The sequence below is a fragment of the Cupriavidus sp. 01L415 genome (assembly GCF_056400065.1).
Genome location: NZ_JBFTSP010000015.1, coordinates 95,949 through 119,269, shown reverse-complemented (window position 1 = coordinate 119,269; position 23,321 = coordinate 95,949). Strand labels below are relative to the sequence as shown.

At 64.4% G+C, this 23,321-nt stretch carries 18 protein-coding genes and 1 pseudogene; 14 read left to right on the top strand and 5 right to left on the bottom strand.

Annotated elements, in window-relative coordinates; translation table 11 throughout:
- Positions 1-769: 769 nt before the first annotated feature.
- The 8 genes from AC1DOX_RS20555 (at position 770) to AC1DOX_RS20520 (ending at position 10,664) form a co-directional block, all read left to right on the top strand.
- The gene (locus AC1DOX_RS20555; RefSeq protein WP_441620217.1) at positions 770-1,057 is read left to right on the top strand and encodes a Rossmann-fold NAD(P)-binding domain-containing protein; all 288 of its coding nucleotides are present in this window, start codon (positions 770-772) and stop codon (positions 1,055-1,057) included.
- Positions 1,058-1,417: 360 nt separating this feature from the next.
- The gene (locus AC1DOX_RS20550) at positions 1,418-2,086 is read left to right on the top strand and encodes a tyrosine-type recombinase/integrase (protein WP_441620215.1); all 669 of its coding nucleotides are present in this window, start codon (positions 1,418-1,420) and stop codon (positions 2,084-2,086) included.
- Between the two features lie 282 nt (positions 2,087-2,368).
- Positions 2,369-2,554 carry a hypothetical protein gene (locus tag AC1DOX_RS20545; RefSeq protein ID WP_441620213.1) on the top strand — a complete coding sequence of 62 codons (186 nt, stop codon included), beginning with the start codon at positions 2,369-2,371 and terminating at the stop codon, positions 2,552-2,554.
- Between the two features lie 415 nt (positions 2,555-2,969).
- Complete coding sequence (locus AC1DOX_RS20540) at positions 2,970-5,498, top strand: hypothetical protein (RefSeq protein WP_441620211.1); 2,529 nt, start codon at positions 2,970-2,972, stop codon at positions 5,496-5,498.
- Between the two features lie 31 nt (positions 5,499-5,529).
- Positions 5,530-7,461: a GMC family oxidoreductase gene (locus AC1DOX_RS20535; protein WP_441620209.1), complete on the top strand. Its 1,932-nt coding sequence runs from the start codon at positions 5,530-5,532 to the stop codon at positions 7,459-7,461.
- Complete coding sequence (locus AC1DOX_RS20530; protein ID WP_441620207.1) at positions 7,409-7,840, top strand: hypothetical protein; 432 nt, start codon at positions 7,409-7,411, stop codon at positions 7,838-7,840. Before AC1DOX_RS20535 ends, AC1DOX_RS20530 begins: the two co-directional genes overlap by 53 nt.
- A 7-nt stretch (positions 7,841-7,847) precedes the next feature.
- Positions 7,848-10,118, top strand: a complete 2,271-nt coding sequence (locus AC1DOX_RS20525; protein WP_441620205.1) for a xanthine dehydrogenase family protein molybdopterin-binding subunit — start codon at positions 7,848-7,850, stop codon at positions 10,116-10,118.
- A 27-nt stretch (positions 10,119-10,145) separates the two neighbouring features.
- A complete protein-coding gene (locus tag AC1DOX_RS20520; RefSeq protein ID WP_441620203.1) occupies positions 10,146-10,664 on the top strand; it encodes a (2Fe-2S)-binding protein in 519 nt (172 codons plus the stop codon).
- On the opposite strand, the gene egtD is transcribed toward AC1DOX_RS20520, so the two are convergent.
- From egtD to AC1DOX_RS20495, 5 genes and pseudogenes are all read right to left on the bottom strand, one after another.
- The gene (egtD, locus tag AC1DOX_RS20515; RefSeq protein ID WP_441620231.1) at positions 10,661-11,650 is read right to left on the bottom strand and encodes an L-histidine N(alpha)-methyltransferase; all 990 of its coding nucleotides are present in this window, start codon (positions 11,648-11,650) and stop codon (positions 10,661-10,663) included. The genes AC1DOX_RS20520 and egtD overlap by 4 nt on opposite strands.
- Positions 11,633-12,841, bottom strand: a pseudogene (gene egtB, locus AC1DOX_RS20510) (ergothioneine biosynthesis protein EgtB); the annotation flags it as partial. The pseudogene egtB and the gene egtD, both read right to left, overlap by 18 nt.
- A 107-nt stretch (positions 12,842-12,948) precedes the next feature.
- Entirely contained in the window at positions 12,949-13,326 is a 378-nt protein-coding gene (locus tag AC1DOX_RS20505; protein WP_092139843.1) for a DUF427 domain-containing protein, read from the bottom strand.
- 344 nt (positions 13,327-13,670) lie between these two features.
- Entirely contained in the window at positions 13,671-14,360 is a 690-nt protein-coding gene (locus AC1DOX_RS20500) for a GntR family transcriptional regulator (protein ID WP_092139841.1), read from the bottom strand.
- A gap of 61 nt (positions 14,361-14,421) precedes the next feature.
- On the bottom strand, positions 14,422-15,180 hold the full coding sequence (locus AC1DOX_RS20495; protein WP_441620200.1) for a TerC family protein: 759 nt from the start codon (positions 15,178-15,180) through the stop codon (positions 14,422-14,424).
- A gap of 205 nt (positions 15,181-15,385) precedes the next feature.
- Between AC1DOX_RS20495 and AC1DOX_RS20490 the strand changes: the two genes are divergently transcribed.
- The 6 genes from AC1DOX_RS20490 to frc (AC1DOX_RS20465) all read left to right on the top strand — a co-directional run bounded on the left by AC1DOX_RS20490 (position 15,386) and on the right by frc (AC1DOX_RS20465) (position 23,275).
- Positions 15,386-16,399, top strand: a complete 1,014-nt coding sequence (locus AC1DOX_RS20490) for a 2-dehydropantoate 2-reductase (protein WP_441620198.1) — start codon at positions 15,386-15,388, stop codon at positions 16,397-16,399.
- Between the two features lie 295 nt (positions 16,400-16,694).
- A complete protein-coding gene (locus tag AC1DOX_RS20485) occupies positions 16,695-17,414 on the top strand; it encodes a GntR family transcriptional regulator (RefSeq protein ID WP_092139835.1) in 720 nt (239 codons plus the stop codon).
- A 386-nt stretch (positions 17,415-17,800) separates the two neighbouring features.
- Entirely contained in the window at positions 17,801-19,072 is a 1,272-nt protein-coding gene (gene frc / locus AC1DOX_RS20480; protein WP_441620196.1) for a formyl-CoA transferase, read from the top strand.
- A gap of 115 nt (positions 19,073-19,187) precedes the next feature.
- Positions 19,188-19,970, top strand: coding sequence for a fumarylacetoacetate hydrolase family protein (locus AC1DOX_RS20475; protein ID WP_441620194.1), 783 nt, complete (start codon positions 19,188-19,190; stop codon positions 19,968-19,970).
- Positions 19,971-20,249: 279 nt separating this feature from the next.
- Positions 20,250-21,983, top strand: a complete 1,734-nt coding sequence (gene oxc, locus AC1DOX_RS20470) for an oxalyl-CoA decarboxylase (protein ID WP_441620192.1) — start codon at positions 20,250-20,252, stop codon at positions 21,981-21,983.
- Between the two features lie 41 nt (positions 21,984-22,024).
- The gene (gene frc, locus AC1DOX_RS20465) at positions 22,025-23,275 is read left to right on the top strand and encodes a formyl-CoA transferase (RefSeq protein WP_441620190.1); all 1,251 of its coding nucleotides are present in this window, start codon (positions 22,025-22,027) and stop codon (positions 23,273-23,275) included.
- Positions 23,276-23,321: the final 46 nt, after the last annotated feature.

Genomic DNA, 23,321 nt, shown 5'->3' with positions numbered 1-23,321 from the left:
GCTTTTCATGTCCCCCTCCATCAATCCCCAGTTCTGTCTGCCGCTGCGCTCCAGAGGAGCCCAACAATTGTCAGAATCGCCCGGGAGGAACGCTGCGCTGCAACGCGTTACTTGACGCACTTTGCATGGCGGCCGAACCTTGAGAAAGCGCTCTAAGTCTAGGTCATAACTTCACGCCGCTACGCATCTTTTGGCGAAACAGCAACAGCGGGAACGCAGACCATTAGATGCCCGCATGCGTCTTCAGGGCGCTCGTGCTTACGCATTGCACTATGCTGCGGACCCAACAGAGTCGCGGTAGTAGCAATCGAGAAACGGCCGAAATTTGCAGGAGGTTGACCACGCGCTTAGCGGCCGCGGGACTTTCGCCTCCGATTCTTGGCTGGTTTGGGGCTCATGTTCTGTTGGGAGCGTCGATGAATGGGAGGTAAAGTCAACAGCACATCATGCGTTCGCAAGAGGGGCCCCTTTGCCCGCCACAGCCCCAGGCGCTCATGCTGCGCGGGTTCGTCGGCGATGCTGGCGTTGGTGCGGTAATGGTATGCGGATATCTCAGGGTGACTGCTTGTGTCAGAGGAACACGACGTGGTAGGGGTCAGTCTGATCTTACCCACGGACCGCGGACATCTCCGACAAGCTATCGATTCTGGCGATGTACAAACAAGTGGGCGCGGTCGACGCCGTAGCCTGAGTAGGAGGCACCGAGCGATTCGCCCCACTGGACGCCCTGACTGACGATGATTTTGCATTCAGCCTAGCCAACAAGCTGATGGGGCAGGTCAATCTTGTCCGTTATGGGGTTCCGTACATCACCCAGGGCGGGTCAATCACGCTCACCAGTGGCGCCCTCGCGCAGCATCCAGTGCCTGGTGGCGCAGCGGTAAGCACCGTGAACGCCGGCATCGAGGCGTTCGGGCGGGCAGCAGCGCTTGAATTGAAAGGCAAATTCAATTCCTGCGCAGAAGATCTGTTTTTAGATCGCTCAGATCTGGCAAGGCTTGGATCGTCGAAGTGCAGTTCTTCCAGGGCGGAAACAGTTCGAGTTCGACACCGCTGAACTTACGTGGGAATGAGCCGCGTAGACCCAGCGCCTGCATCTGGCCGAGCGGGGATGCATCTCTGTGGGATGGTGTTGACCTCGCCATGGTTGATGTCGCGTCGGTGCGCAAGCAGATCGGCATAGCGCAGCAAGACAACATGCGGTTTGCGTGTTCGATCTGCGAAAACACGCATTGATCGTTCCCGGAGCTCCGCTGGAGGTCGTCCCGCCGCCAGGCTGGCGTGCATGACTTCATCGCCAAACGGCCCGAGGGGTGGACGCGTTGGTGGGCGACCATGGCTCTACGCTATCTATCGGCGTAGCAGCGTCCGTGAATTGCTATCGCACGTGCAGTGATGGTCAACGGTCCCGTGAGGGTTGGACCAGTACGGCCACCTCCAGCATATTCAAGCGCTGCAAGCCCACGCTGCGATCCTGGCGTTCACCAGTAAATCTGCGTATATAGATATCATCGAAGAATATCTTGAAGAGATACCACCGTTTCCGGACACGACAACCGTCAATTGTCATCAGTGGCGCGAGTGTCGTGACCTGGCTCTCCTAGCCGTGTTCTACGGTGCAGGTGTGAAGGTTTCGCAGGCCAGGCGCCTCAAGCGAAATGCGATCGCTAAGTCATGCAATTTCGTCAGAGTCTCTCAAGGTCCGGTCAATCATGACGTCTTCGTCGAAATTCTGGCCACATCTCGGCGAGCTCTCGCGCAATGGGTCCGTTTGCTGGGACGCCTCAAAGTGCCAGGGGAGTGCCTGTTTCCCGTGGCCCCAGACGGGAGGCCGATGCACGCGTCGTCAATATTCCGACGAGTGAGGATGCGACTCGAACAGATCGGCATTGCCGAGGGTCAGGTCGATCGTTTGTCGCCCCAGACCTTGCGCAACACCTATGCAGCAATCCGACTGGACCGCGGCGAGCATATCGACATGGTCGGCGCGCCTTGGGATTGCAGGACCCGGTATCACCCTTGCGGCATAGGCGTGCTTACTTGGTTTGGCGCAAGACGCAATGATCTGTTTCGTGGGCGGCAATGATCTGTCTTGGCAGCAGGTCATAAAAGCGATCTAAAAACCATTTTTTAGCGTCTGAAGGTCATAAAAGAGACGAAATATCCTCTTGATGGGGCAGTGCAAGCATAACGTGGGCGAACTAACATGCAAGCATATCGCGGCCTAACGGCCCCTTTATGGCGAATTTCCCACCGGTCGCTTGTTGGGTTTGGGGCATACGCACTATTACCTAATGCTGCGTTGCGACATTTGGCCTGCTACAATTAGGGCAAACCCCAAGAGGGTAATCCCTGAAGGAAGGACGCCATGAACACCCAATCCGACATCAAGCTGACCGATCAACTGGAACGTGACCTTATCGAGCGCGAGCTCGGCCCGCAAAGCCTGGGCTTTGCCAGCGACGTGAAGCGCGCCATCGCCGCCGTCCAGAACATCTTTACCCGCCTGCAGGCGGAAGCGCGCAAGGCCAAGGTGGTCTACGCGAACGGCTGATCCGTCAGACCCAGCGCGTTGTACGCGGCGTCTCCCGGCGCCGCAATGTGAAACCGACCCGCCGCACTACCGAATCCGGTGTGCGGCGGGTCGGTTTTTGTTTTTCCGGAGACGATGCCTCCGCCATCGTGCCTGCTGCCCTCCAATACCTCACAAGCTGAGGTTTCGTGATCTCTCAACAGGGCCAATGCGGGCCATCACGACGCATGCCTCGTAACGTCGCCGTTCAAGTCGCCGTGCATCGGCGCGTTTATCTCAGTCGGAAACACTGTCGAACACGCCAATGCAGATTTGCGTTGCGCGCCAGTAACAGCCTTGACTTCTCCTCAAGTCATTTCTAGGTTTATCTGTACCCAACGGCGTGGGCAACACGACACGCTGCTGTGATAGACCATGCGGTCGGGGAGGGACGACGGTGAACCTGCACAGCAAGTCAGTCCTGTTGCCCGCTGTCCTCGTTGTTGCGATCCTGGCGGGCGGATGTTCCAGGCCCCAACCCGGCAACGTTCAGGACGAAGCGCAGCAGGCCGGCCGCAATGTCGATTCTTTCCGGCACGCGGCGGAAGACTACTTCCACGACATGGACCGTGGCGTAGCGCTGTCGAAGGAGGAGATCCAGGGCCGCAACATGTGGATCGTGTGGACCGGTGGCAATGACCGGTTCTGGGACGCCATGACGAACTTCACGTTCGGTGCGTTCGATCTGCTCAAGTCGATCAGTTCCCATCCCGGCCAGGGCTATTCGCGCGACAACCGCTGGGCCTATCTCGGCCTGCTCAACGAACCCTGCTTCCAGAAGCCAAGCGCCCCCGATCCGAAGCGTTTCGGGCTGTGGCTGGATCAGCGAAGCAAGGACTGCCCGGCCGATCCCTTCGAGAACGAGCAGGCGTATCCCGGCGTCAAGACGGGGGCGCGGGGTACGACGTTCGCCAACGGGCAGAAGCTTCCCGTCGGCTCCTACTATGGGTATGCCACGGGGATCGTCGGGCTGCGCCTGTTCCCGAATCCGGCGTTCGACGAGAAGGCCGCCAAGGCGTGGGATCCGGAGCGCTACTACACGGACCCGGCTTACTACAATCGTGCCGACCTGGTGCGACCCTATCGCGTCGGCATGTCCTGCGGCTTCTGCCATGTCGGTCCGAGTCCGATCCGTCCGCCCGCCGATCCGGAGCACCCGCAGTGGCCCGAACTCAGTTCCACGGTGGGCGCGCAGTATATGTGGGTCGACCGGTTGTTCATCCACAACGCCGCCACGCCGACGGGCAGGCAGAACTTCATGTTCCAGCTCGTCCATACCTTCCGGCCCGGTGCGATGGATACCTCGCTGGTCTCCACGGACAACATCAATAACCCGCGCACGATGAACGCGCTCTACGACCTGATGGCGCGCATGGGCGTGGCCTCGCGGCTCGGCCAGGAGACCATCGCCGGGGGCGAGAAGAACAACAAGCAATTGAACGACTTCGTCCAGACCGGCCCGCTCTCGGAGTTTTTCACGCCGCCCGATACTGTCCGGACGCCGCATGTGCTCAAGGATGGTGCGGATTCCGTCGGTGTGATGGGCGCGCTGAACCGCGTCTACATCAATATCGGCCTGTTCAGCGAGGAATGGCTGCTGCATTTCAATCCGATCCTCGGCGGCAAGTCGATTTCACCGATCGAAATCGCCGTGGCGCAGAAGAACTCCACCTATTGGCGAGCGACGGAGGCCGGCACCTTCAACGTGGCCGCTTTCCTGCTGAAGTCGACGCCGCCCGATCACCTGGCCGATGCCCCCGGCGGCAAGGCATTCGTGGCGGATGCGGGCACACCCGGGGGCGGCCAACTGCTCCAGCGCGGCAAGACGGTATTCGCGGAGACCTGTGCGCGATGCCATTCGAGCAAGTCGCCGCCCCCGCCCGCCGACCTGCAGATGCGCAACTGCGACCGCACCCAATACATCGGCTGCTTCCAGCGGTACTGGAAATGGACGCAGACTGACGAGTTCAAGGCGAAGATGCGCGACGTGGTCAACGCGCCGGATTTCCTCGACCACAACTACCTGTCGTCCGATGTCCGCGTGCCTGTGACGCTGCTGCGTACGAATATCTGCAGTCCGCTGGCCACCAATGCCCTGCGCGGCAATATCTGGGACAACTTCTCGTCGGAGACCTACAAGACCTTGCCCTCCGTGGGCACCGTCACGCTGCACGACCCGTTCACGGGTGAGCGCTGGCCCTACAAGATGCCGGCGGGCGGGCGCGGCTATACGCGGGTGCCGTCGCTGATCAGCATCTGGTCGACGGCGCCGTTCCTGCTCAACAACGCGCTGGGCCCCTTCAGCAGCGATCCGTCCGTGCAAAGCCGTGTGCGCGTCTTCGATGCATCGATCGAGCAGCTTCTCTGGCCAGAAAAGCGCGACCACGACGCGGTGCTGGGGACCAAGGTGCCCGGTGTGATCGATCGCACAACGGAACGCAGCCAGATCACCATCCCGGTCGGGTTTGTGCCGGACTCGCTGCGGCCGATGGAAGACCTGCTGCACCGCTGGGTGCCGTGGCTGGTGGGCGAAGGCGGCGACGTGACGATCGGTCCGGCGCCGGCGAAGATGCCGGTCAATCTGCTGGCCAACCTGCAGCCGCTGTCGGAGACTTCCGACCCGGCGGCCAAGGCCGAGCATGCGGGCAAGGTATTGAAGTTGCTGATTAAGCTGAAGGGCGACCTCGCCTCCGTGCCCGCAGGCGCGACCGACGATGACCTGCGCAAGACCTACGCGGACCTGGTCAAGCCGATGCTGTCGCTGAGCAAGTGCCCGGACTTCGTCGTCAACCGCGGCCACTACTTCGGTACGGCGGAATTCAACAACCAGGACGGCCTGAGCGCGGATGAGCAGGCGTTCGGCAAGGAACCTGTGCTGAGCGACGAGGACAAGCGGGCCTTGATCGCCTTCCTGAAGACGTTCTGACCGTGCAGGGCACGCGGCGTGGCGAGGGGCTATGGCTATGTCTGGGCAGGACGAAGCGGAGTGGGACTATGTGATCGTCGGCTCCGGCGCGGGCGGCGGCACGCTGGCCGCGCGGCTGGTGGAGGCCGGAATGCGTGTGTGCGTGCTGGAGGCTGGCGGCGATGCGCGCGCGCACGAGGCCCCGTGCATGCCCGAGGACTACGACGTGCCCGGCTTCCACGCCTGCGCAGCCGAAAACCCCGCCATGGCGTGGAATTTCTTCGTGCGCCACTATGCCGACGAAGCGCAGCAACGTCGCGACCCGAAGTGCGGTCCGGCCGGCGTGCTGTATCCACGCGCCGGCACGCTGGGCGGTTGCACGGCGCACAACGCGCTGATCTTCCTGTATCCGCACGATGCCGACTGGGACCACATCGCCGACCTGACGGGAGATCCGTCCTGGACGGCGACCCGCATGCGCCGTTACGCCAAGCTGGTGGAGCAATGCCGCCACCGTCCGCTGTGGAACCTTGCGCGCCGGCTGGGCCTGGACCTCACCATGCACGGTTGGGACGGCTGGCTCCACACGGAGCGCGCGATGCCGCTGGAAGCACTGGCCGATGATGCGCTGATCCGCGTCATCCTCGGGTCGATGGAGCTGGAGGCCCGCAGCGTGCCGAGGCGCCTGCAGGCGCTGCTGCGGTTGATCCGCTGGCAGGGCGATCCCAACTCGCGGCTCTGGGGCCGACGCGCCTTTCACGGCGTGTGCTATACGCCGCTGACCACGCAGCGCCACGCGCGCCACGGCACGCGGGAGCGCCTGCTGGATGTGGCGCAACGCCACCCCGGGAGGCTGCGGATCGAGCTGGACGCGCTGGCCGCACGCGTGATGTTCGACGCCCAGGGCAATGCATTCGGCGTGGAATACCTGAAGGGCCGGCATCTTTACCGGGCGCACGCAACGCCGGCCGGAGCGGCCGGCGAGCGGCGCGAGGTCCGGGCACGCCGCGAGGTGATCCTCGCGGGCGGCGCGTTCAATACGCCGCAACTGCTGATGTTGTCCGGCATCGGACCCGCCGCGCATCTGCGGCAACACGGCCTTCCGGTAAAGGTCGATCTGCCTGGGGTCGGACGCAATCTGCAGGATCGCTACGAGATCGGCGTGGTGAACCGCATGTCGCGGTCGTGGGAGGTCCTGCAGGGCGCGCGATTCGTGCGCGACGACGCGCCTTACCGGAGCTGGTTCGATACGCGCGAGGGCGTGTACACGACCAACGGCGTGGCCACGGCGGTGATTCGCCGCTCGGGGCGCGGGGCGCCCGTGCCGGACGTTTTCTGCATGGCGCTGCTGGAGCGCTTTGTCGGCTACTACCCGGGCTACTCCAAGGCGTTCGCGCAGAACGACAATGTGCTGACCTGGGCGCTGCTCAAGGCGCATACACGCAACCGCGCCGGCATCGTGTCGCTGCGCTCGGCCGACCCGCGCGACATGCCGGACATCGATTTCCGCTATTTCGACGACGCCGACGACCCTCGCGGCGAGGACATGCGCGCATTGATCGGTGCCATCCGCTTTGTGCGCGGACTTGCGCAACCGCTGGCGGATCGGGGCTACATCGCCCATGAGGAATTGCCCGGCGCGCAGGTGCGGAGCGACGCCGACCTGGCCAGCTATATCCGCGACAACGCGTGGGGCCACCACGCATCGTGCTCCTGCCCGATCGGGCCGCGCGCGGCGGGGGGCGTGCTGGACAGCCATTTCTCGGTGCATGGCACGCGGCGGTTGCGCGTGGTCGATGCATCGGCATTCCCCCGCATCCCGGGATTCTTTCCGGTCAGCGCCATCTACATGATGGCCGAGAAGGCGGCGGAGGTCCTGCTGGCCGCCGCGCGGACCATACCGTCCATGCAGTTCCAGATGGGAGATCGCCATGGCGTACGACGTTCACAAGCTCCTGAAAATGCAGCAGGCCGAGCTGGATGACCTGTTCCGCAACAGCCCCGCGGGCGATATCCCGAACGGCGAGGCGAAAGGCACGGCCATCATCTCGCCGGGCACCGTTTTCAGCGAAAGCATGGCGCGGATGATCAGCCTCTTTGCATGGCAGGGCAAGGTGTTCGACGCCGGCCATGGCGTGCTGAAAAACCGCATCACGCCCTTCGGGCTCGAGGCGATTCTCGCCAAGGTGTACAAGGCGGACAGCTGGCTCGACCAGAAGGAGTGCATCGTGCTCGACTACTCCGCGACATCGCTGGTCGCGCACTGGATTCGCGACGAGATCCGCTGCATCGCGCCGGGCGTGTATCTGGGCAAGGTCTACTGGGACCACACGCGCCTGATCGATTTCTGCCTGGAGTTCTGACCCGGCCATGAAGCGCAGAGCGTTCCTCTTCGGCGGTATCGGCGCGGCGGCGGGGGCCTTGCTGGTCGGCTGGACCGTGCTGCCGGTGCGGCAACGCCTCAACCCGTCGGGCCCGCTGCCGGTTGAGGCGACGCAGGTTGCCCTCAACGGCTGGGTCAAGGTTGCCGCGGACGACAGCGTGACCGTCATGATGTGCCGCTCGGAGATGGGGCAGGGCGTACACACCGGGCTGGCGATAATCCTGGCCGAGGAACTCGATGCCGACTGGGCCCGCGTGCGCGTGGAAAACGCACCGCCGGACCGTATCTACAACAACATCCAGGTGGTGGTGGATGGCTTGCCCTTCCATCCGGACGATCACGGCGTGATCCGACGGATTGCGGACCACGTGACGCGCAAGCTGATGCGGGAGATCGGCGAGGTTGTCACGGGGGGATCGTCGGGGCTCAACGACCTGTGGATGCCGATGCGCGAGGCGGGCGCATCGGCGCGCGCGATGCTGGTGGCCGCGGCGGCGGAGCGCTGGCGCGTGCCGGCCGCCGAATGCAGTGTGGCGCGCGGCAAGGTGCTCCACGCTTCGGGGAAGTCTGCCACGTTCGGGGAACTCGCCGCCGCCGCCGGACGCCAGCGCTTGCCGGGCAGTGTCCCGCTGAAGGACCCGTCGGCGTTCCGCCTGATCGGCCAGCCGCTGCATCGCCTCGACGCCGAGGCGAAGACGAATGGATCGGCGCGCTTTGGCATCGATGCATTGCCGGAGCAGTTGCTCTATGCCAGCGTGCTGATGTGCCCTACCGTCGGGGGCCGCGTGAAACATGCGGACACGAGCGCCGCCACGGCCCGGCGTGGTGTGGTCAAGGCGTTCGTGGTGCCGCCGTTCAACGGTGGCACGGGCGGGGTGGCTGTGGTCGCCGACAACGCGTTTCGCGCGATGAAGGCGCTGGAAGCGCTCAAGGTCGACTGGGAGCCCGGCCCGGCAGCCGGGTTGTCCAGTCAGGACATGATGGCGCGCATCGCCGGAACCCTCGATCAGCATGACGGGCACGCGTACTACAGCCATGGCGATGTCGACGCCGCACTGCGCAAGGCGGCGAAGGTCGTCAGCGCGGAATACAGCGCGCCCTGGCTGGCACACGGCGCCGTCGAGCCGATCAACTGCACGGTCCATTGCCGCGATGACGGCGCGACGGTGTGGGTCTCGACGCAGGTGCCGGGGATCGCCCGCGAGCAGGCCGCGAAAGTGCTTGGCATGCCCGCGCACAAGGTAGACGTGCAGGTGATGATGCTTGGCGGCGGCTTCGGGCGACGGCTGGAAGCGGATTTCATCTCGCAGGCCGCCGCCATCGCGCGCGAGGTCAAGGGGCGGCCAGTCCAGACCATCTGGACGCGGGCGCAGGACATGACGCACGATTTCTACCGGCCTGCATGCGTGGCGCGGCTACGGGCCGGCATCGATAGCCACGGCAAGCTGGTGGGCTGGCACGCACGCTCGGCCGGCCAGGCGGTGGTGCCGGAGATGCTCGCGCGCGACTTCGGATTCCCGCGTCTCCCCCTCGACAAGACGGCCATCGAAGGCGCGTTTGATCAACCGTATGCGTGGCCGGCGGCGCGGATTTCCCATGCCATGGTCGACCTGCCGATTCCGGTGGGCTTCTGGCGTTCGGTCGGGCATTCGCATCAGGCGTTCTTCACGGAGTGCTTTCTCGACGAAATGGCCGTGGCGGCAGGCAAGGACCCCGTCGCGTTCCGCGCCGGCCTGCTTGGCACGCATCCGCGTCACCTGGCGGTACTGCAGCGAGTGGCCATGCTGGCGGACTGGGGCAAGCCAGCGGGCCGTGCCGCCGACGGTGCCCGGCGCGCGCGCGGGGTGGCGCTGCATCAGTCATATGGCAGCATCGTCGGGCAGGTGGCCGAAGTCTCGGTGGCGCGTGACAAGACCATCCGCGTGCATCGCGTGGTCTGCGTCATCGACTGCGGCATCCCGGTGAATCCCAACCTGATCCGGCAGCAGGCGGAAAGCGGCATCGTATTCGGGTTGTCCGCGGCCCTGTATCAGGAAATCACGTTCGTGGACGGCGTGGTGAAGCAGCAGAACTTCCACGATTTCCCGGTTGTGCGGATAGCGGAATGCCCGGTGATCGAGACCGATATCATCGCCAGCCCGGAGGCGCCGCAAGGCGCGGGCGAAGTTTGCGTGCCGCCTGTCGCACCGGCCGTGGCCAATGCGCTGTTTGCGCTGACTGGGCAGCGGTTGCGATCGCTGCCACTGAAGCTCGCCTAGCGCACGAGACGCACCAGGAGGAAGACCGTGGCAAACCTGAACGTGAATGGCAAGGTCGTCAGCGTGGATGCGGAGCCGGACATGCCGCTGCTGTGGGTGCTGCGCTGCGACCTGGCGCTGACGGGCACCAAGTTTGGCTGCGGTGTGGGGATCTGCGGCGCTTGCACGCTGCATGTGGATGGCAAGGCCGCGCTGGCCTGCCAGTTGCTGATGTCGGCGTTGCAGGACACCGAGCGGATCACGACCATTGAAGGGGTGCAGGGCAAGGAGGCCGACGCGGTCAAGGCCGCGTGGCTCGATGTCGACGTGGTCCAGTGCGGTTACTGCCAGAGCGCGCAGATCATGGCGGCCTGCGCGCTGCTCAAAGCCAGGCCGAAGCCGACGGACGCCGATATCGATGCCGCCATGGCGGGCATTGTCTGCCGTTGCGGCACCTATCCGCGGATCCGCGCGGCGATCCACCAGGCCGCCGGACAAATGCCGCGGGCGCCGCAGGGACCACAAACACCACGCACCCCGCGCACCCCGAAGACCCCTCGCGGCTAGTCGGCGCGTTCTTCGTCCACCAGTTCGAAGATCCCGAACGCGGGCGCATCGCCGATCCAGTGCCGCGCCACGGTCCAACCGGCGCGCGCCGCCAGCGTGGCGAACGCTTCCGGCGTGAACTTGTGCGAGTTCTCCGTATGCACCCGCTCGCCGCGCCGGAACATGAACGCGTGGCCGGCGGCATGGACGATCTGGTCCACGCGGCTGACCAGGTGCATTTCGATCCGGTCGTGGACGTCGTTCCAGATCGCCAGATGGTCGAACGATTCGGGGTCGAAACTGCCGTCCAGATCGCGATTGATGCGCACCAGCAGGTTCTTGTTGAAACGCGCGGTCACCCCCTCGGCGTCGTCATAGGCGCGTAGCAGCGTCGGCAAGTCCTTGACCATGTCGGCGCCGACGATCATGCGCGCTCCGGCGCCGAGCATCGCGCGTGCGTTGCGCAGGAAGCCGACGGCTTCCTCATGCGTGAAATTGCCGATCGTCGATCCCGGAAAGAAGCCGACCTTCGGACGCTGGCGCGCGCTGTCTGGTAGCGCGAATGCCCGCGTGAAGTCGGCTTCCACAGGCAACACGGTTAGGGCGGGATAGCGTGCCGCCAGGCGCGCCGAGGCTTGCGCGAGCGCGTCACGGCTGATGTCGATCGGCACGTAGAGGTCGATGCCGGCGCGCGTGCCCAGCAGCAGGTTGGTCTTTTCGCTGGCGCCGCTGCCGAATTCGATCAGCGCGGCACCAGGTGGGAAGGCGGCCGCGATGTCCTCCGCCACGCGGGCCAGCAGCGCGGATTCCGCCCGCGTGGGGTAGTACTCCGGCGTGCGGCAGATGGCCTCGAACAGCGCGGAGCCCGCGGCGTCGTAGAAATACTTCGGCGACATCGACTTGGCATGCCCCGAGAGGCCGATGCGAACATCGCGGGCAAACGATGCGTCCCGGGCCGGCGGAAGCGGATCGCTCGCGCCGTGACCGGCATCGCGCGCCAGCCGCACGCCGGAGAACATCCAGCGCTGGTGCGGATAGAAGAAATTGCGATACGAGGGGCGCGAATGACCCGGTGGCGTCACGCTAGCGCCGCCGCGCAGCACGAGCTGGCTGACCATGAACTTGCCGTTGTACTCGCCGATCGCGTCCGCGGTGGCGCGGAAACCGGGGTACGGCCCGTAGGCGGTCTGGGTCCACTGCCAGGCGACCGTATCCGCCTGCGCCAGGATGCCGGCATGCGCGCTGATTTCCCATTCGGCTTCCGTCGGCAGCCGCGCGCCGGCCCAGCGCGCGTAGGCGCTGGCCTCGTAGTAGCTCACATGCGTCACGGGGGCGTCGGGGTCCACGGGGCGCAGGCCGCCGAGCGTCATGACCTGCCAGCCGTCGTCGATGCGTTCCCAATAGAGCGGTGCGGCCAACTCGCCCGACCGCGCCAGCGTCCAGCCATCGGCCAGCCACAGTTCCGGGCGGGCGTAGCCATCATCGGCCATGAAGCGTAGCCATTCGCCGTTGGTCACGAGCTTGTCGCTGATGTCGAATGGCGCCACGTAGGTCTTGTGGCGAGGCGACTCGTTGTCGAAGGCGAAATCGGGCGTCTCGTGGCCGATTTCAACGAGACCGCCCGCCATGCGTTGGAAGGTGCCGGGCCCCTGTGCGCGGTCGCGCGGCCATGCGGTGTCGTAGGCGGGCCGCAGCGGCGATTGCGCGAAGAGATGGAGGATGTCCATCAGCAACAATTCCTGATGCTGCTCCTCGTGCGCGAGCCCCAATGCCAGGAGGTTTTCCAGCGCGCCGTCGTGTATGCCGTCGTGCAGGCCGTCGAGCAGCCGGAGCATCTGGGCATCCACATGGCGCCGATAGGCCAGCACCTGGTCGACAGTCGGGCGGCTCAGCAGCCCGCGAAACGGGCGCGGCTGGCGCGGCCCGATCGCTTCGTAGTACGAGTTGAACAGGTAGCCGTAGCGCGCATCGTAGGGCGCATAGCCGGGCAGGTGCGGGCCGAGCAGGAAGGTCTCGAAAAACCACGTGGTATGGGCCAGGTGCCATTTGGCCGGGCTGGCGTCGGGCATCGACTGGATGGCCATGTCCTCCGCGCCGAGCGGATCGACCAGCGCGACGGTGCGCCGGCGGACATCGAGATAGCGCGTATGAAGCGGGTTGGCGTGCCGCGCGGGCACGCTATGGATGTGCGATGCCATGGATATTCTTGTTGTGTTGGGTGGGGGCAAGGGACATGGGGGCACCCTGTCCCGACCCCGAGTGATACCGGGGCCGTGTGTCAGTGGCGGGTCAGGCCGCCTCGCGGTCAGGCGGTGATATCGATGGCATCCACGCGGTCCGGGTAGAACGCCAGATGGCCGGCGATGGGGGCGACGGCTTCATAAGGCGATTCATACGTCCAGACGGCGTTGCTGGCGCGCGCGCCGCCGGCCGGGATGCTGTAGTAGGCGGCATCGCCCTTGTAAGGGCAATAGCTGGCGTGCTGCGTGCGGGCCAACTGGGACATGTCGACGTCCTCGCGCGGGATGTACTGGACGGCCGGATAGGACGCTTCCTTCAGCGTCAGGGCGCGGCGGGTATCGGCCACCACGCGGCCCGCCACGGTCACGACCACGCGACCGCCCTGCGGCGCGACGGTGATCGGGTGGTCGGGGCCGGGAATCTTCACGGTTTTGTCTGGCATGGCGGATCTCGCTCCGGAAATGGGAGAAAAGACGTGCGAAGAAAAGAAGGCGCGGCAAGTGCCGCGCCTCGCGCCGTGATCGTGTTCGGACGAACAACACCTGCACGAATCGGCGCCAAGTATGAAAAAACCGCCACGGAGGGTGACGTGAGGCCGAAGGGAGAGAAGGGAGCTACGGCCTCGTTGAGGACGATAGCAAGGGTCGTCGTTCCAGAAAAGCGTGAGGGAGGAACACACTTTTCGGGTTAATAAAACAATAGCCCGGCGTGCGGGGCTATCGTGTTGCGGCGTCGATAGGGGGAAGGCGGCGACCGCGAGGGCTGGCGAACAGGGCGCGAGGGGGATCAGGTGCCCGACTGCTCCTCGATCCAGAGCGACAGGCGCACCTTGTAGGCCTGCTGGATATGGCGGCGGGTGATCTGCTCCGCCTGCACGGGGTCGCGTGCTTCCAGCGCTTCCACCAGCGCCAGGTGTTCCTCGTACGACCCACGCGCGCGGCCCGGCACGGCCAGCGTGGAGCGGCCCAGCAGCGCCATCGATTCGTGCAGGGACCGCAGCGTCTTCAGCAGGTAGCGATTGTGGGCGCAGCGGTGCAGCGTCTCGTGGAACAGGCGATTGTTCATCGCCAGCTTGTCCGGATCCTCGGCGAATGACAGGTCGCGCTCGACGATGTCGCGTAGCAGGGAAATCTCGACATCGGTGGCATGCCGCGCGGCCAGCGCCGCGGCGGTGGATTCCAGCACCTCGCGCATGACGTAGAGTTCGCTGACCATGCTGGCATCGAGCCGCGTCACCATCATGCCGCGATTGGGCTCGTTGACGACCAGCCCTTCGGATTCCAGCCGTGACAACGCCTCGCGCACCGGCGTGCGCGACAGGCCAAGGGATTCTGCGAGTTCGACTTCGCGCAGGCGGGTGCCCGGCAACAGGTGCCCGGCCTGGATGGCCGCGCGCAACTGCTGGTAGGCCCGTTCGGAACGTGGCAGCGACGCGCTCTGATCGCCGTCGGTGCCGGCAAGATCCGTAGGAAGCATGGATGCGTGAATAGGGGATGACCGCAAGACAGCCATCATACCTGCTCGCGCCGCCCCCTCACTAGTGCGCGGGGGGCTGGCCGGCGGCGCGGCTGCGCCGGCGCCGGGCCAGCATGTTCAGGGCTTCCACGCCGCACGAGAACGCCATGGCCGTATAGATATAGCCCTTGGGCACGTGGTGACCCAGGCCGTCCGCGATCAGCGTCATGCCGATCATGATCAGGAAGGCCAGCGCCAGCATGACGATGGTGGGATTGCGGTTGATGAAATTGGCCAGCGGCGCGGCGGCAAACAGCATGACCGCGACGGCCGCGATCACCGCCACGAACATGATCGGCACGTGGTCCGTCATGCCCACTGCGGTGATGATGCTGTCGATCGAGAACACCAGGTCCAGCACCAGGATCTGGCCGATGGCCGCCGCGAACCCAGGCGCCGCGCGGGTTGCCATGCTTTCTTCTTCGCCCTCCGGCTCGGGCGCCACATGCTGGTGGATTTCGCGCGTGGCCTTCCAGACCAGGAAGGCGCCCCCGGCGATCAGGATGATGTCGCGCCAGGAAATGCCCTTGCTGAAGATGGTGAAGACCGGCTCGGTCAGCGCCACGATCCACGCGATCGTGGCCAGCAGGCCCAGCCGCATGAACAGCGCCAGGCCGATACCGGTGCGCCGCGCCTTTTCGCGCATCTGCTCCGGCAGCTTGTTGGTCAGGATGGAAATGAAGATGAGGTTGTCGATGCCTAGCACGATCTCCATCGCAACCAGGGTGGCCAGTGCGGCCCATGCGGAAGGATCGCGCGCGAGCACAAGCAGCGTTTCCATGCGAACTCCTTGACTGGGGTGGGCTGGGGGCCGCTGGCCCGCAAGCGGACAATCGAGAACATGGTAGCGCACGCCCGGTCCGAGGGGCACATCAGGGAAATACCGGAACCGTGAAGTTTGAGGTTGTGGAACGGCTGTAGTGGAATATAGTATGTGATATATCAAAGCATCCCACGCTTCACAACAACCATCCAGGAGACAACCTATGAAGATCTGTATCTACGGTGCGGGGGCCATCGGCGGCTATATGGGCGCGCAACTGGCGCTGGCGGGTGCCGATGTCAGCTTTATTGCACGCGGGCCGCATCTGGCCGCCATGCAGGCGAACGGCGTGCGCCTGCAGATCGACGGGGAGGAGCGCGTGGCGAAAGTGCGTTGCGCGAGCGATCCGCGCGAACTGGGTCCGCAAGACTATGTGTTCATCACGCTGAAGGCGCACCAGGTGCCGGGGGTGGTGGACCTGATGCAACCGTTGCTGGGGCCGGAAACCGCCGTGGTGACTGGCGTCAACGGCATTCCGTACTGGTATTTCCACAAGCATGGCGGCGAGTTTGCCGGCAGCACGCTGGAGTCCGTGGACCCGGGCGGCAAGCAATGGCACGGCCTGGGGCCCGAGCGCGCGATCGGCTGTGTGCTGTATCCGGCCGCCGAGATCGTGCAGCCGGGCGTGATTCGCCATGTCTACGGGAAGAAATTCCCGATTGGCGAGCCGGATGGCAGTCGCTCCGACCGTGTGACGCGGCTGGCGGAGATGATGGTCCGGGCCGACCTCGACGCGCCCGTGCGCGACAACATCCGCGATGAAATCTGGCTCAAGCTCTGGGGCAATCTCTGCTTCAATCCGATCAGCGCCCTGACGCACGCCACGCTGGACATCATTACGTCCGATCCCGCCACGCGGGGGCTGTCGCGCCAGATGATGCTCGAGGCCAAGGCGATTGCCGAGCGCCTGGGCGTCCATTTCCGCGTGGACGTCGAGCGTCGCATCGACGGCGCCGGTGCGGTTGGCGCACACAAGACGTCGATGCTGCAGGACCTGGAAGCGGGCAGGGCGATGGAGATCGACCCCCTGCTGACCGTGGTGCAGGAGATGGGCCGGATGATTGGCCAGCCGACGCCCATGGTCGACGCCGTGCTGGGCCTGATCAAGCAGCGCGACCGCATGGCGCAGGCGGTACAGGCCGGAGAAGTCCCCGCGCCGGTGGCGAAGGCGGCCTGAACCGGGAAGCGAGCCGAGCAGGAGAGATGAGCGCCGTCCGTCCCGCGCGTCGGACGGCAAGGTCCACGGGAGAAACGCCGCCGGTTTTGCAGTCAATGTGATATACCATATACGAAAGGTCGGACTCGCCCCTTCGTGCCCTGACAGGCGCGATAATCGCAGGATTGATGAGCAAGACACATGACGGCATGCCAAACTGGCTTCAATGTGTCCTTGCTCCTGAGACCCCTGCGGGGGCGCGTGCCGCCGGTGGCCACATTGGTCACCGGGGCCCCGGCCATCTACGAGTGCATTCATGTCTGCCCAAAGCCAACCCGAAATCCAGCCCACCGGATTGACCCTTTCGCTGCAACCGATCAACGCTGGCGCCAGCCTGCGCGACCAGGCTTACGCCATGCTGCGCCAGGCCATCGCGGACGCCGATATCTATCAGTCCCGCGAGGAAGTCCGGCTTGACGAACGCGTGCTGTCCGAAGCGCTGGGCGTCAGCCGCACGCCGATCCGCGAGGCGATGACGCTGCTGGAGCAGGAGGGCTTCCTGCGCACGGTGCCGCGGCGCGGCATCTACATCATGCGCAAGACCAAGCGCGAGATCGTGGAGATGATCCAGGTCTGGGCCGCGCTGGAAAGCATGGCGGCGCGCCTGGCCACGCTGCACGCGACCGATGAGGAAATCGGCAAGCTGCGCCACATGTTCGACAGCTTTCGCGATTCCACGCCGGCGGAACACATCGAGGAATACTCCGACGCCAATATCGTGTTCCACCAAGCGATCGTGCAGCTGTCGAAGTCGCAGATCATCATGGACGCGATCAAGAACATCTTCGTCCATGTGCGGGCCATCCGGAAGATGACGATTTCGCAGAGCGACCGTGCCGCACGGTCCATCGTCGACCATCTGCGCATCATCGAGGCGCTGGAAAAGCGCGATACCGAACTGGCCGAGAAACTGGTACGCCAGCACTCGCTGGACCTCGCCGATTACGTGGAAAAGAACTGCGACTTCCTCGACTGACTGCCAGCCGCGTCATGCGATCCCCGTCAGCCAGCCCATGACGGGGCGCGGGCATTGTTCCGCGACGTGGCCGAGTCTTCTTGCGCCCCAACACCTTTCCGGCACGTTGGGGCGTTTTCTTTGGTGCTGTCCTTTGGCACTTTTCTTTGGCTCCTCGCCGATCTTGCGGGGCGAGGGGCTGCTGTCCTTCGAACGGCCACTGCTGCATTCGCAACACCTCCCCGGCTCACGCAGCCTCCGCCACCGTAGGCGCCGTAAGGCTTTAAGCGCATTTGCTGCGACGCAGCGTCGAAACTTCCTTGATTCGGGTTTAAACCCTCTTGCATCTTGGTGATATACCACATACTGTATGTCAAAAGAGCGGAACACAAATCAGGAGACGCATCATGGCCGAGGCCCACAACCAAAGTCAGACCAGCACCACGGAGCAACGCAAAGCCCTGGACGGCATTCGCATCCTTGACATGACGCACGTGCAGGCCGGCCCCTCGGCTACGCAGTTGATGGCCTGGATGGGCGCCGACGTGATCAAGGTCGAAATGCCCGGACGCGGTGACATCACGCGCAGCCAGCTGCGTGACGTGCCTAATGCTGACAGCCTGTACTTCACCATGCTGAACAGCAACAAGCGCAGCCTGACGCTCAATATGAAAACGCCGGAAGGCAAGGCACTGCTGGAAGACCTGATCCAGCAGAGCGACGTGCTGATCGAGAACTTCGGTCCGGGCGTGCTGGACCGCGCGGGATTCGACTGGGAACATATCCAGGACCTGAATCCGCGCATGATCTATGCGTCGATCAAGGGCTTCGGTCCCGGCCCCTACCAGGACTGCAAGGCGTATGAAAACGTGGCCCAGTGCATGGGCGGTTCCGCATCGACGACGGGCGAAGCCAGCGGCATGCCAACGGTGACGGGCGCGCAGATCGGCGACTCGGGTACGGGCGTGCACTGCGTGGTCGGCATCCTGGCCGCACTACTGCAGCGCGAGCATTCGGGGCGCGGCCAGCGCGTGGAAGTCGCCATGCAGGACTCCGTACTGAACCTGTGCCGCGTGAAACTGCGTGACCAGCAGCGTCTGGATGCCGGCCCGCTGCGCGAGTACCCCAACGACCAGTTCGACGACCACGTGCCGCGCGCGGGCAATGCGTCGGGCGGCGGCCAGCCGGGCGCTACGCTGCGTTGTGCGCCGGGCGGTCCGAACGACTACGTCTACGTCATCATCCAGCCGCAGGGCTGGGAGCCGCTGATGCGTCTGTGCGGCCGCGAAGACCTGATCACCGATCCGGAATTCGCCACGCCTGAAGTGCGTCTGAAAAAGCTCGCCGCCTGCTTCGGCATCATCGAGCAATGGACCCTGGGCCGCACCAAGTTCGAGGTGATGAATGCGCTCAACGAGGTAGATGTGCCGTGTGGCCCGATATTGTCGATGAAGGACCTGATCGAGGACCAGTCGATGTACGAGCGCGGCTACCTGGTGGAGCTGGAGCACCCGGCGCGCGGCAAATACGTGCAGCTCGGCTCGCCGATCACACTGTCCGACTCGCCGGTGAAGGTCGAGCGCTCGCCGCTGCTGGGGGAGCACACCGACGAGATCCTCGAATGGCTGGGGCGCTCGCCGGCACAGATTGCGGCGCTGCGCATGGCGGGAGCGGTCTGACCCCAGGCGCCCGGCTGCGGCCGGGACCCGTCTCCACGGCCCCTGACAGGGGGCCACCCCATCTCTGCTGAAAGAGCCGGCGCGGCACCCGCGCGCCTGCCGGAGGAGCTCTGCCGTGCAAACCTGGATTCGCTTCCGCCGTCCTGATGGCGACACCGCTTATGGCCGCCTTGACGAGGGTGATGCCGACCGCGTCATCGAATGCGATGGCCCTGGCTATACCGATCCTCGCCCCACGGGAAATATCTACAGCTACGCCTCGCTGGACCTGCTGGCCCCGTGCCAGCCGGGCAAGATCGTGGCGCTGTGGAACAACTTTCACGCCCTCGCGGCCCGGCTGGAGAAAGCGGTGCCCGTGCATCCGCTGTTCCTGCTGAAGCCGGCCAGTTCGCTGGCCGGCCCCGGCGATGCCATCCTGCGTCCGAGCGGGTACACCGGCAAGATCGCCTACGAAGGCGAACTCGGCATCGTCATTGGCCGTGAATGCCGGGATGTGCCGCTCGCCGAGGCCGCCTCGCACATCTTCGGCTACACCATCGTCAATGACGTCACGGCGAGCGAGCTGCTCAATGCCGATCCCAACTTCCCGCAGTGGACGCGCGCCAAGGGTTCCGACACCTTCGGTTGCGTCGGTCCGGCCATCGTCTCCGGCTTTGACTGGCGCAGCGCCAGCGTGGTGACGCGTCTGGACGGCGTCGAGCGCCAGAACTACCCACTGTCCGACATTGTTTTTTCGCCCGAGGAGCAGGTCAGCCTCCTGTCGCGGGACATGACGTTGATGCCGGGCGACGTGATCGCCGTCGGCACCTCGATCGGGGTCGGGTCGATGAAGGAGGGGGCGGTGGTGGAGGTGTCGATCCGCGGGATCGGTGCGCTGGTCAACCATGTGCGCGGCTAACCGAGCCGGTTTGTGAATGCGGGAAGCTCAGAAATTTCCCTTATCTGGCGCGTAACTTCGGGGAAATGCTGCGGCGCATCGACGAAAGTTCGCATCAATGCTTGCTGAGTTTTGATATATCACATACCGTATTTGCAAAAGATCGCTGCCTGTAGCGAATCGTCAAGGAGGAGACATCGTGAAGTCCGAAGTAGCCAGGCGGGCGCGAGCACGACCGCTGCAGACACCCTGAAGCAGAAGTTTTCCAATCCCCGTCAATTTGTATAGAAGGATGCAACCATGGCAGAAGTCGGAAACGAGCTGCAGCGTCAGGCTGCCGAAGAACATCAGGCACAAACCGATGGTTTTCATTTGGTCATCGACGCGCTGAAGCTGAACGGCATCGAGAACATCTACGGCCTGCCCGGTATTCCGGTCACGGATCTGGCCCGCCTGGCGCAGGCCAACGGCATGCGCGTTATCAGCTTTCGTCATGAGCAGAATGCGGGCAACGCAGCAGCGATTGCCGGCTTTCTCACGCAGAAGCCGGGCGTTTGCCTGACCGTGTCTGCGCCCGGCTTCCTGAACGGGCTGACGGCGCTGGCGAATGCGACCACCAACTGCTTCCCGATGATTCTGATTAGCGGCTCGAGCGAGCGCGAGATCGTCGATCTGCAGCAGGGTGATTACGAAGAGATGGACCAGCTGGCCATCGCCCGTCCGCACGCCAAGGCTGCCTTCCGCGTGCTGCACGCTGAAGACATTGGTGTCGGTATCGCGCGTGCCATCCGCGCCGCCGTGTCGGGTCGTCCGGGCGGTGTGTACCTGGACCTGCCGGCCAAGCTGCTGGGCCAGTCGATGGAAGCCGAGCGTGGCCGCCAGTCGTTGATCAAGGTGGTGGACCCGGCCCCGCGCCAACTCCCTGCACCGGACTCGATCGACCGTGCTGTCGCGTTGCTGAAGAGCGCCAAGCGCCCGCTGATCCTGTTGGGCAAGGGCGCTGCGTACGCACGCGCCGATGCGGATATCCGCGCGCTGGTCGAGAAGACCGGCATTCCGTACCTGCCGATGTCGATGGCCAAGGGCCTGCTGCCCGATACACACCCGCAATCGGCCTCGGCCGCACGTTCGTACGTGCTGGCGGAAGCTGATGTGGTGATGCTGGTCGGCGCCCGCCTGAACTGGCTGCTGTCGCACGGCAAGGGCAAGACCTGGGGCAAGCCGAAGCAGTTCATCCAGATCGACATCTCGCCGACCGAGATGGACAGTAACGTGGCCATCGCCGCGCCGGTAGTGGGTGACATTGGTTCGTGCGTATCGGCAATGCTCGACAAGATCGGCAACGGCTTTGCCAAACCGGGCGCCGATTGGCTGAACGCGGTGGAAGAACGCAAGGACAAGAACCTGGCGAAGATGGCCGAGACCTTGTCCAAGGATGTGTCGCCGATGAACTTCCACAGCGCACTGCGCGCGCTGAAGGACGTCGTCAAAGCCAATCCGGGCATCTCGTTTGTCAACGAAGGTGCCAACACGCTGGACTACGCCCGTGCCGTGATCGACATGTACGAGCCGCGCAAGCGCCTGGACGTGGGCACCTGGGGCGTGATGGGTGTGGGCATGGGCTACGCGGTCGCCGCGGCGGTCGAAACCAGCAAGCCGGTCCTCGCGTTGTGCGGTGACAGTGCGTTCGGTTTCTCGGGCATGGAGGTTGAAACGATCTGCCGCTACAACCTGCCGATCTGCATCGTCATTTTCAACAATAACGGCGTCTACAAGGGTATCGACGTGAATCCGACCGGCGGCAACGATCCGGCGGTCACGATGTTCGTCAAGGGCGCGCGCTACGACAAGATGATGGAAGCGTTCGGCGGCGTTGGTCACAACGTCACCACTCCGGCGGAACTCGAAGCCGCGGTGAACGAAGCCTTGCGCTCGGGCAAGCCCACGCTGGTCAACGCCGTGATCGACCCGGCTGCCGGCACCGAAAGCGGTCGTCTGACCAATCTGAATCCGCAAAGCGCGGCCAGCAAGTAATCCGCCCCAGTTTCACCCTCTATTCCATTTGGAGACCGATAGTGAACCTCCCACTCAACGGCATCAAGATCATCGACTTTACGCACGTGCAAGCCGGTCCCGCCTGCACGCAGCTTCTCGCGTGGTTCGGCGCGGACGTCATCAAGGTGGAACGCCCCGGCTCCGGCGACGTCACCCGCACGCAGCTGCGCGACATTCCCGATGCGGACGCGCTGTACTTCACCATGCTGAACAGCAACAAGCGCTCGCTGACGCTGGACACCAAGAAGCCGGAAGGCAAAAAGATCCTGGAGCAGTTGATCCGCGAATCGGATGTGCTGGTCGAGAACTTCGGCCCCGGTGCGCTGGACCGCATGGGGTTCTCCTGGGAGCGCATCAAGGAACTGAACCCGAAGATGATCGTGGCATCGGTCAAGGGCTTCAGCGACGGTCACCACTATGAAGACCTGAAGGTCTACGAGAACGTGGCACAGTGCGCCGGCGGTGCCGCGTCGACCACCGGTTTCTGGGACGGCCCGCCGACCGTGTCTGCCGCCGCCCTGGGTGATTCGAACACCGGCATGCACCTGGCCATCGGCATCCTGACCGCGATCATCGGCCGCCAGCAGACCGGCCAAGGTCAGAAGGTTGCCGTATCGATGCAGGACGCTGTGCTAAATCTGTGCCGCGTGAAGCTGCGCGACCAGCAGCGACTGGACCGCCAGGGCTATCTGGAAGAGTATCCCCAGTATCCACATGGCACGTTCAGCGACGTGGTGCCCCGCGGTGGCAACGCCGGCGGTGGCGGCCAGCCGGGCTGGGTGCTGAAGTGCAAGGGCTGGGAGACCGATCCCAACGCCTATATCTACTTCACCATCCAGGGCCACGCCTGGGAGCCGATCTGCAAGGCACTGGGCAAGGAAGAGTGGATCAGCGATCCGAACTACAACACGCCCAAGGGCCGTCAGCCGCATATCTTCGAGATCTTCAAGACCATCGAAGACTGGCTTGCCGACAAGACCAAGTACGAGGCGGTGGACATCCTGCGCAAGTTCGATATTCCCTGCTCGCCGGTGCTGTCAATGAAGGAAATCGCGGCGGATGAATCGTTGCGCAAGAGCGGTTCGATCGTGGAAGTCCCGCACAAGGAACGTGGCACCTACCTGACCGTGGGCAGCCCAATCAAGTTCTCGGCCATGAAGCCGCAAATCACCGGTTCGCCGCTGCTGGGCGAGCACAGCGAGGAAGTGCTGGCCGGCCTGGGCTACGGCGCCGAGGAGGTCGCCCGCCTGCGTGAGGCGCAGGTGATCTGAGCCAGGCGCCAGCACTGCCAGTGCCCCAATGTGACAGCGGGCCACA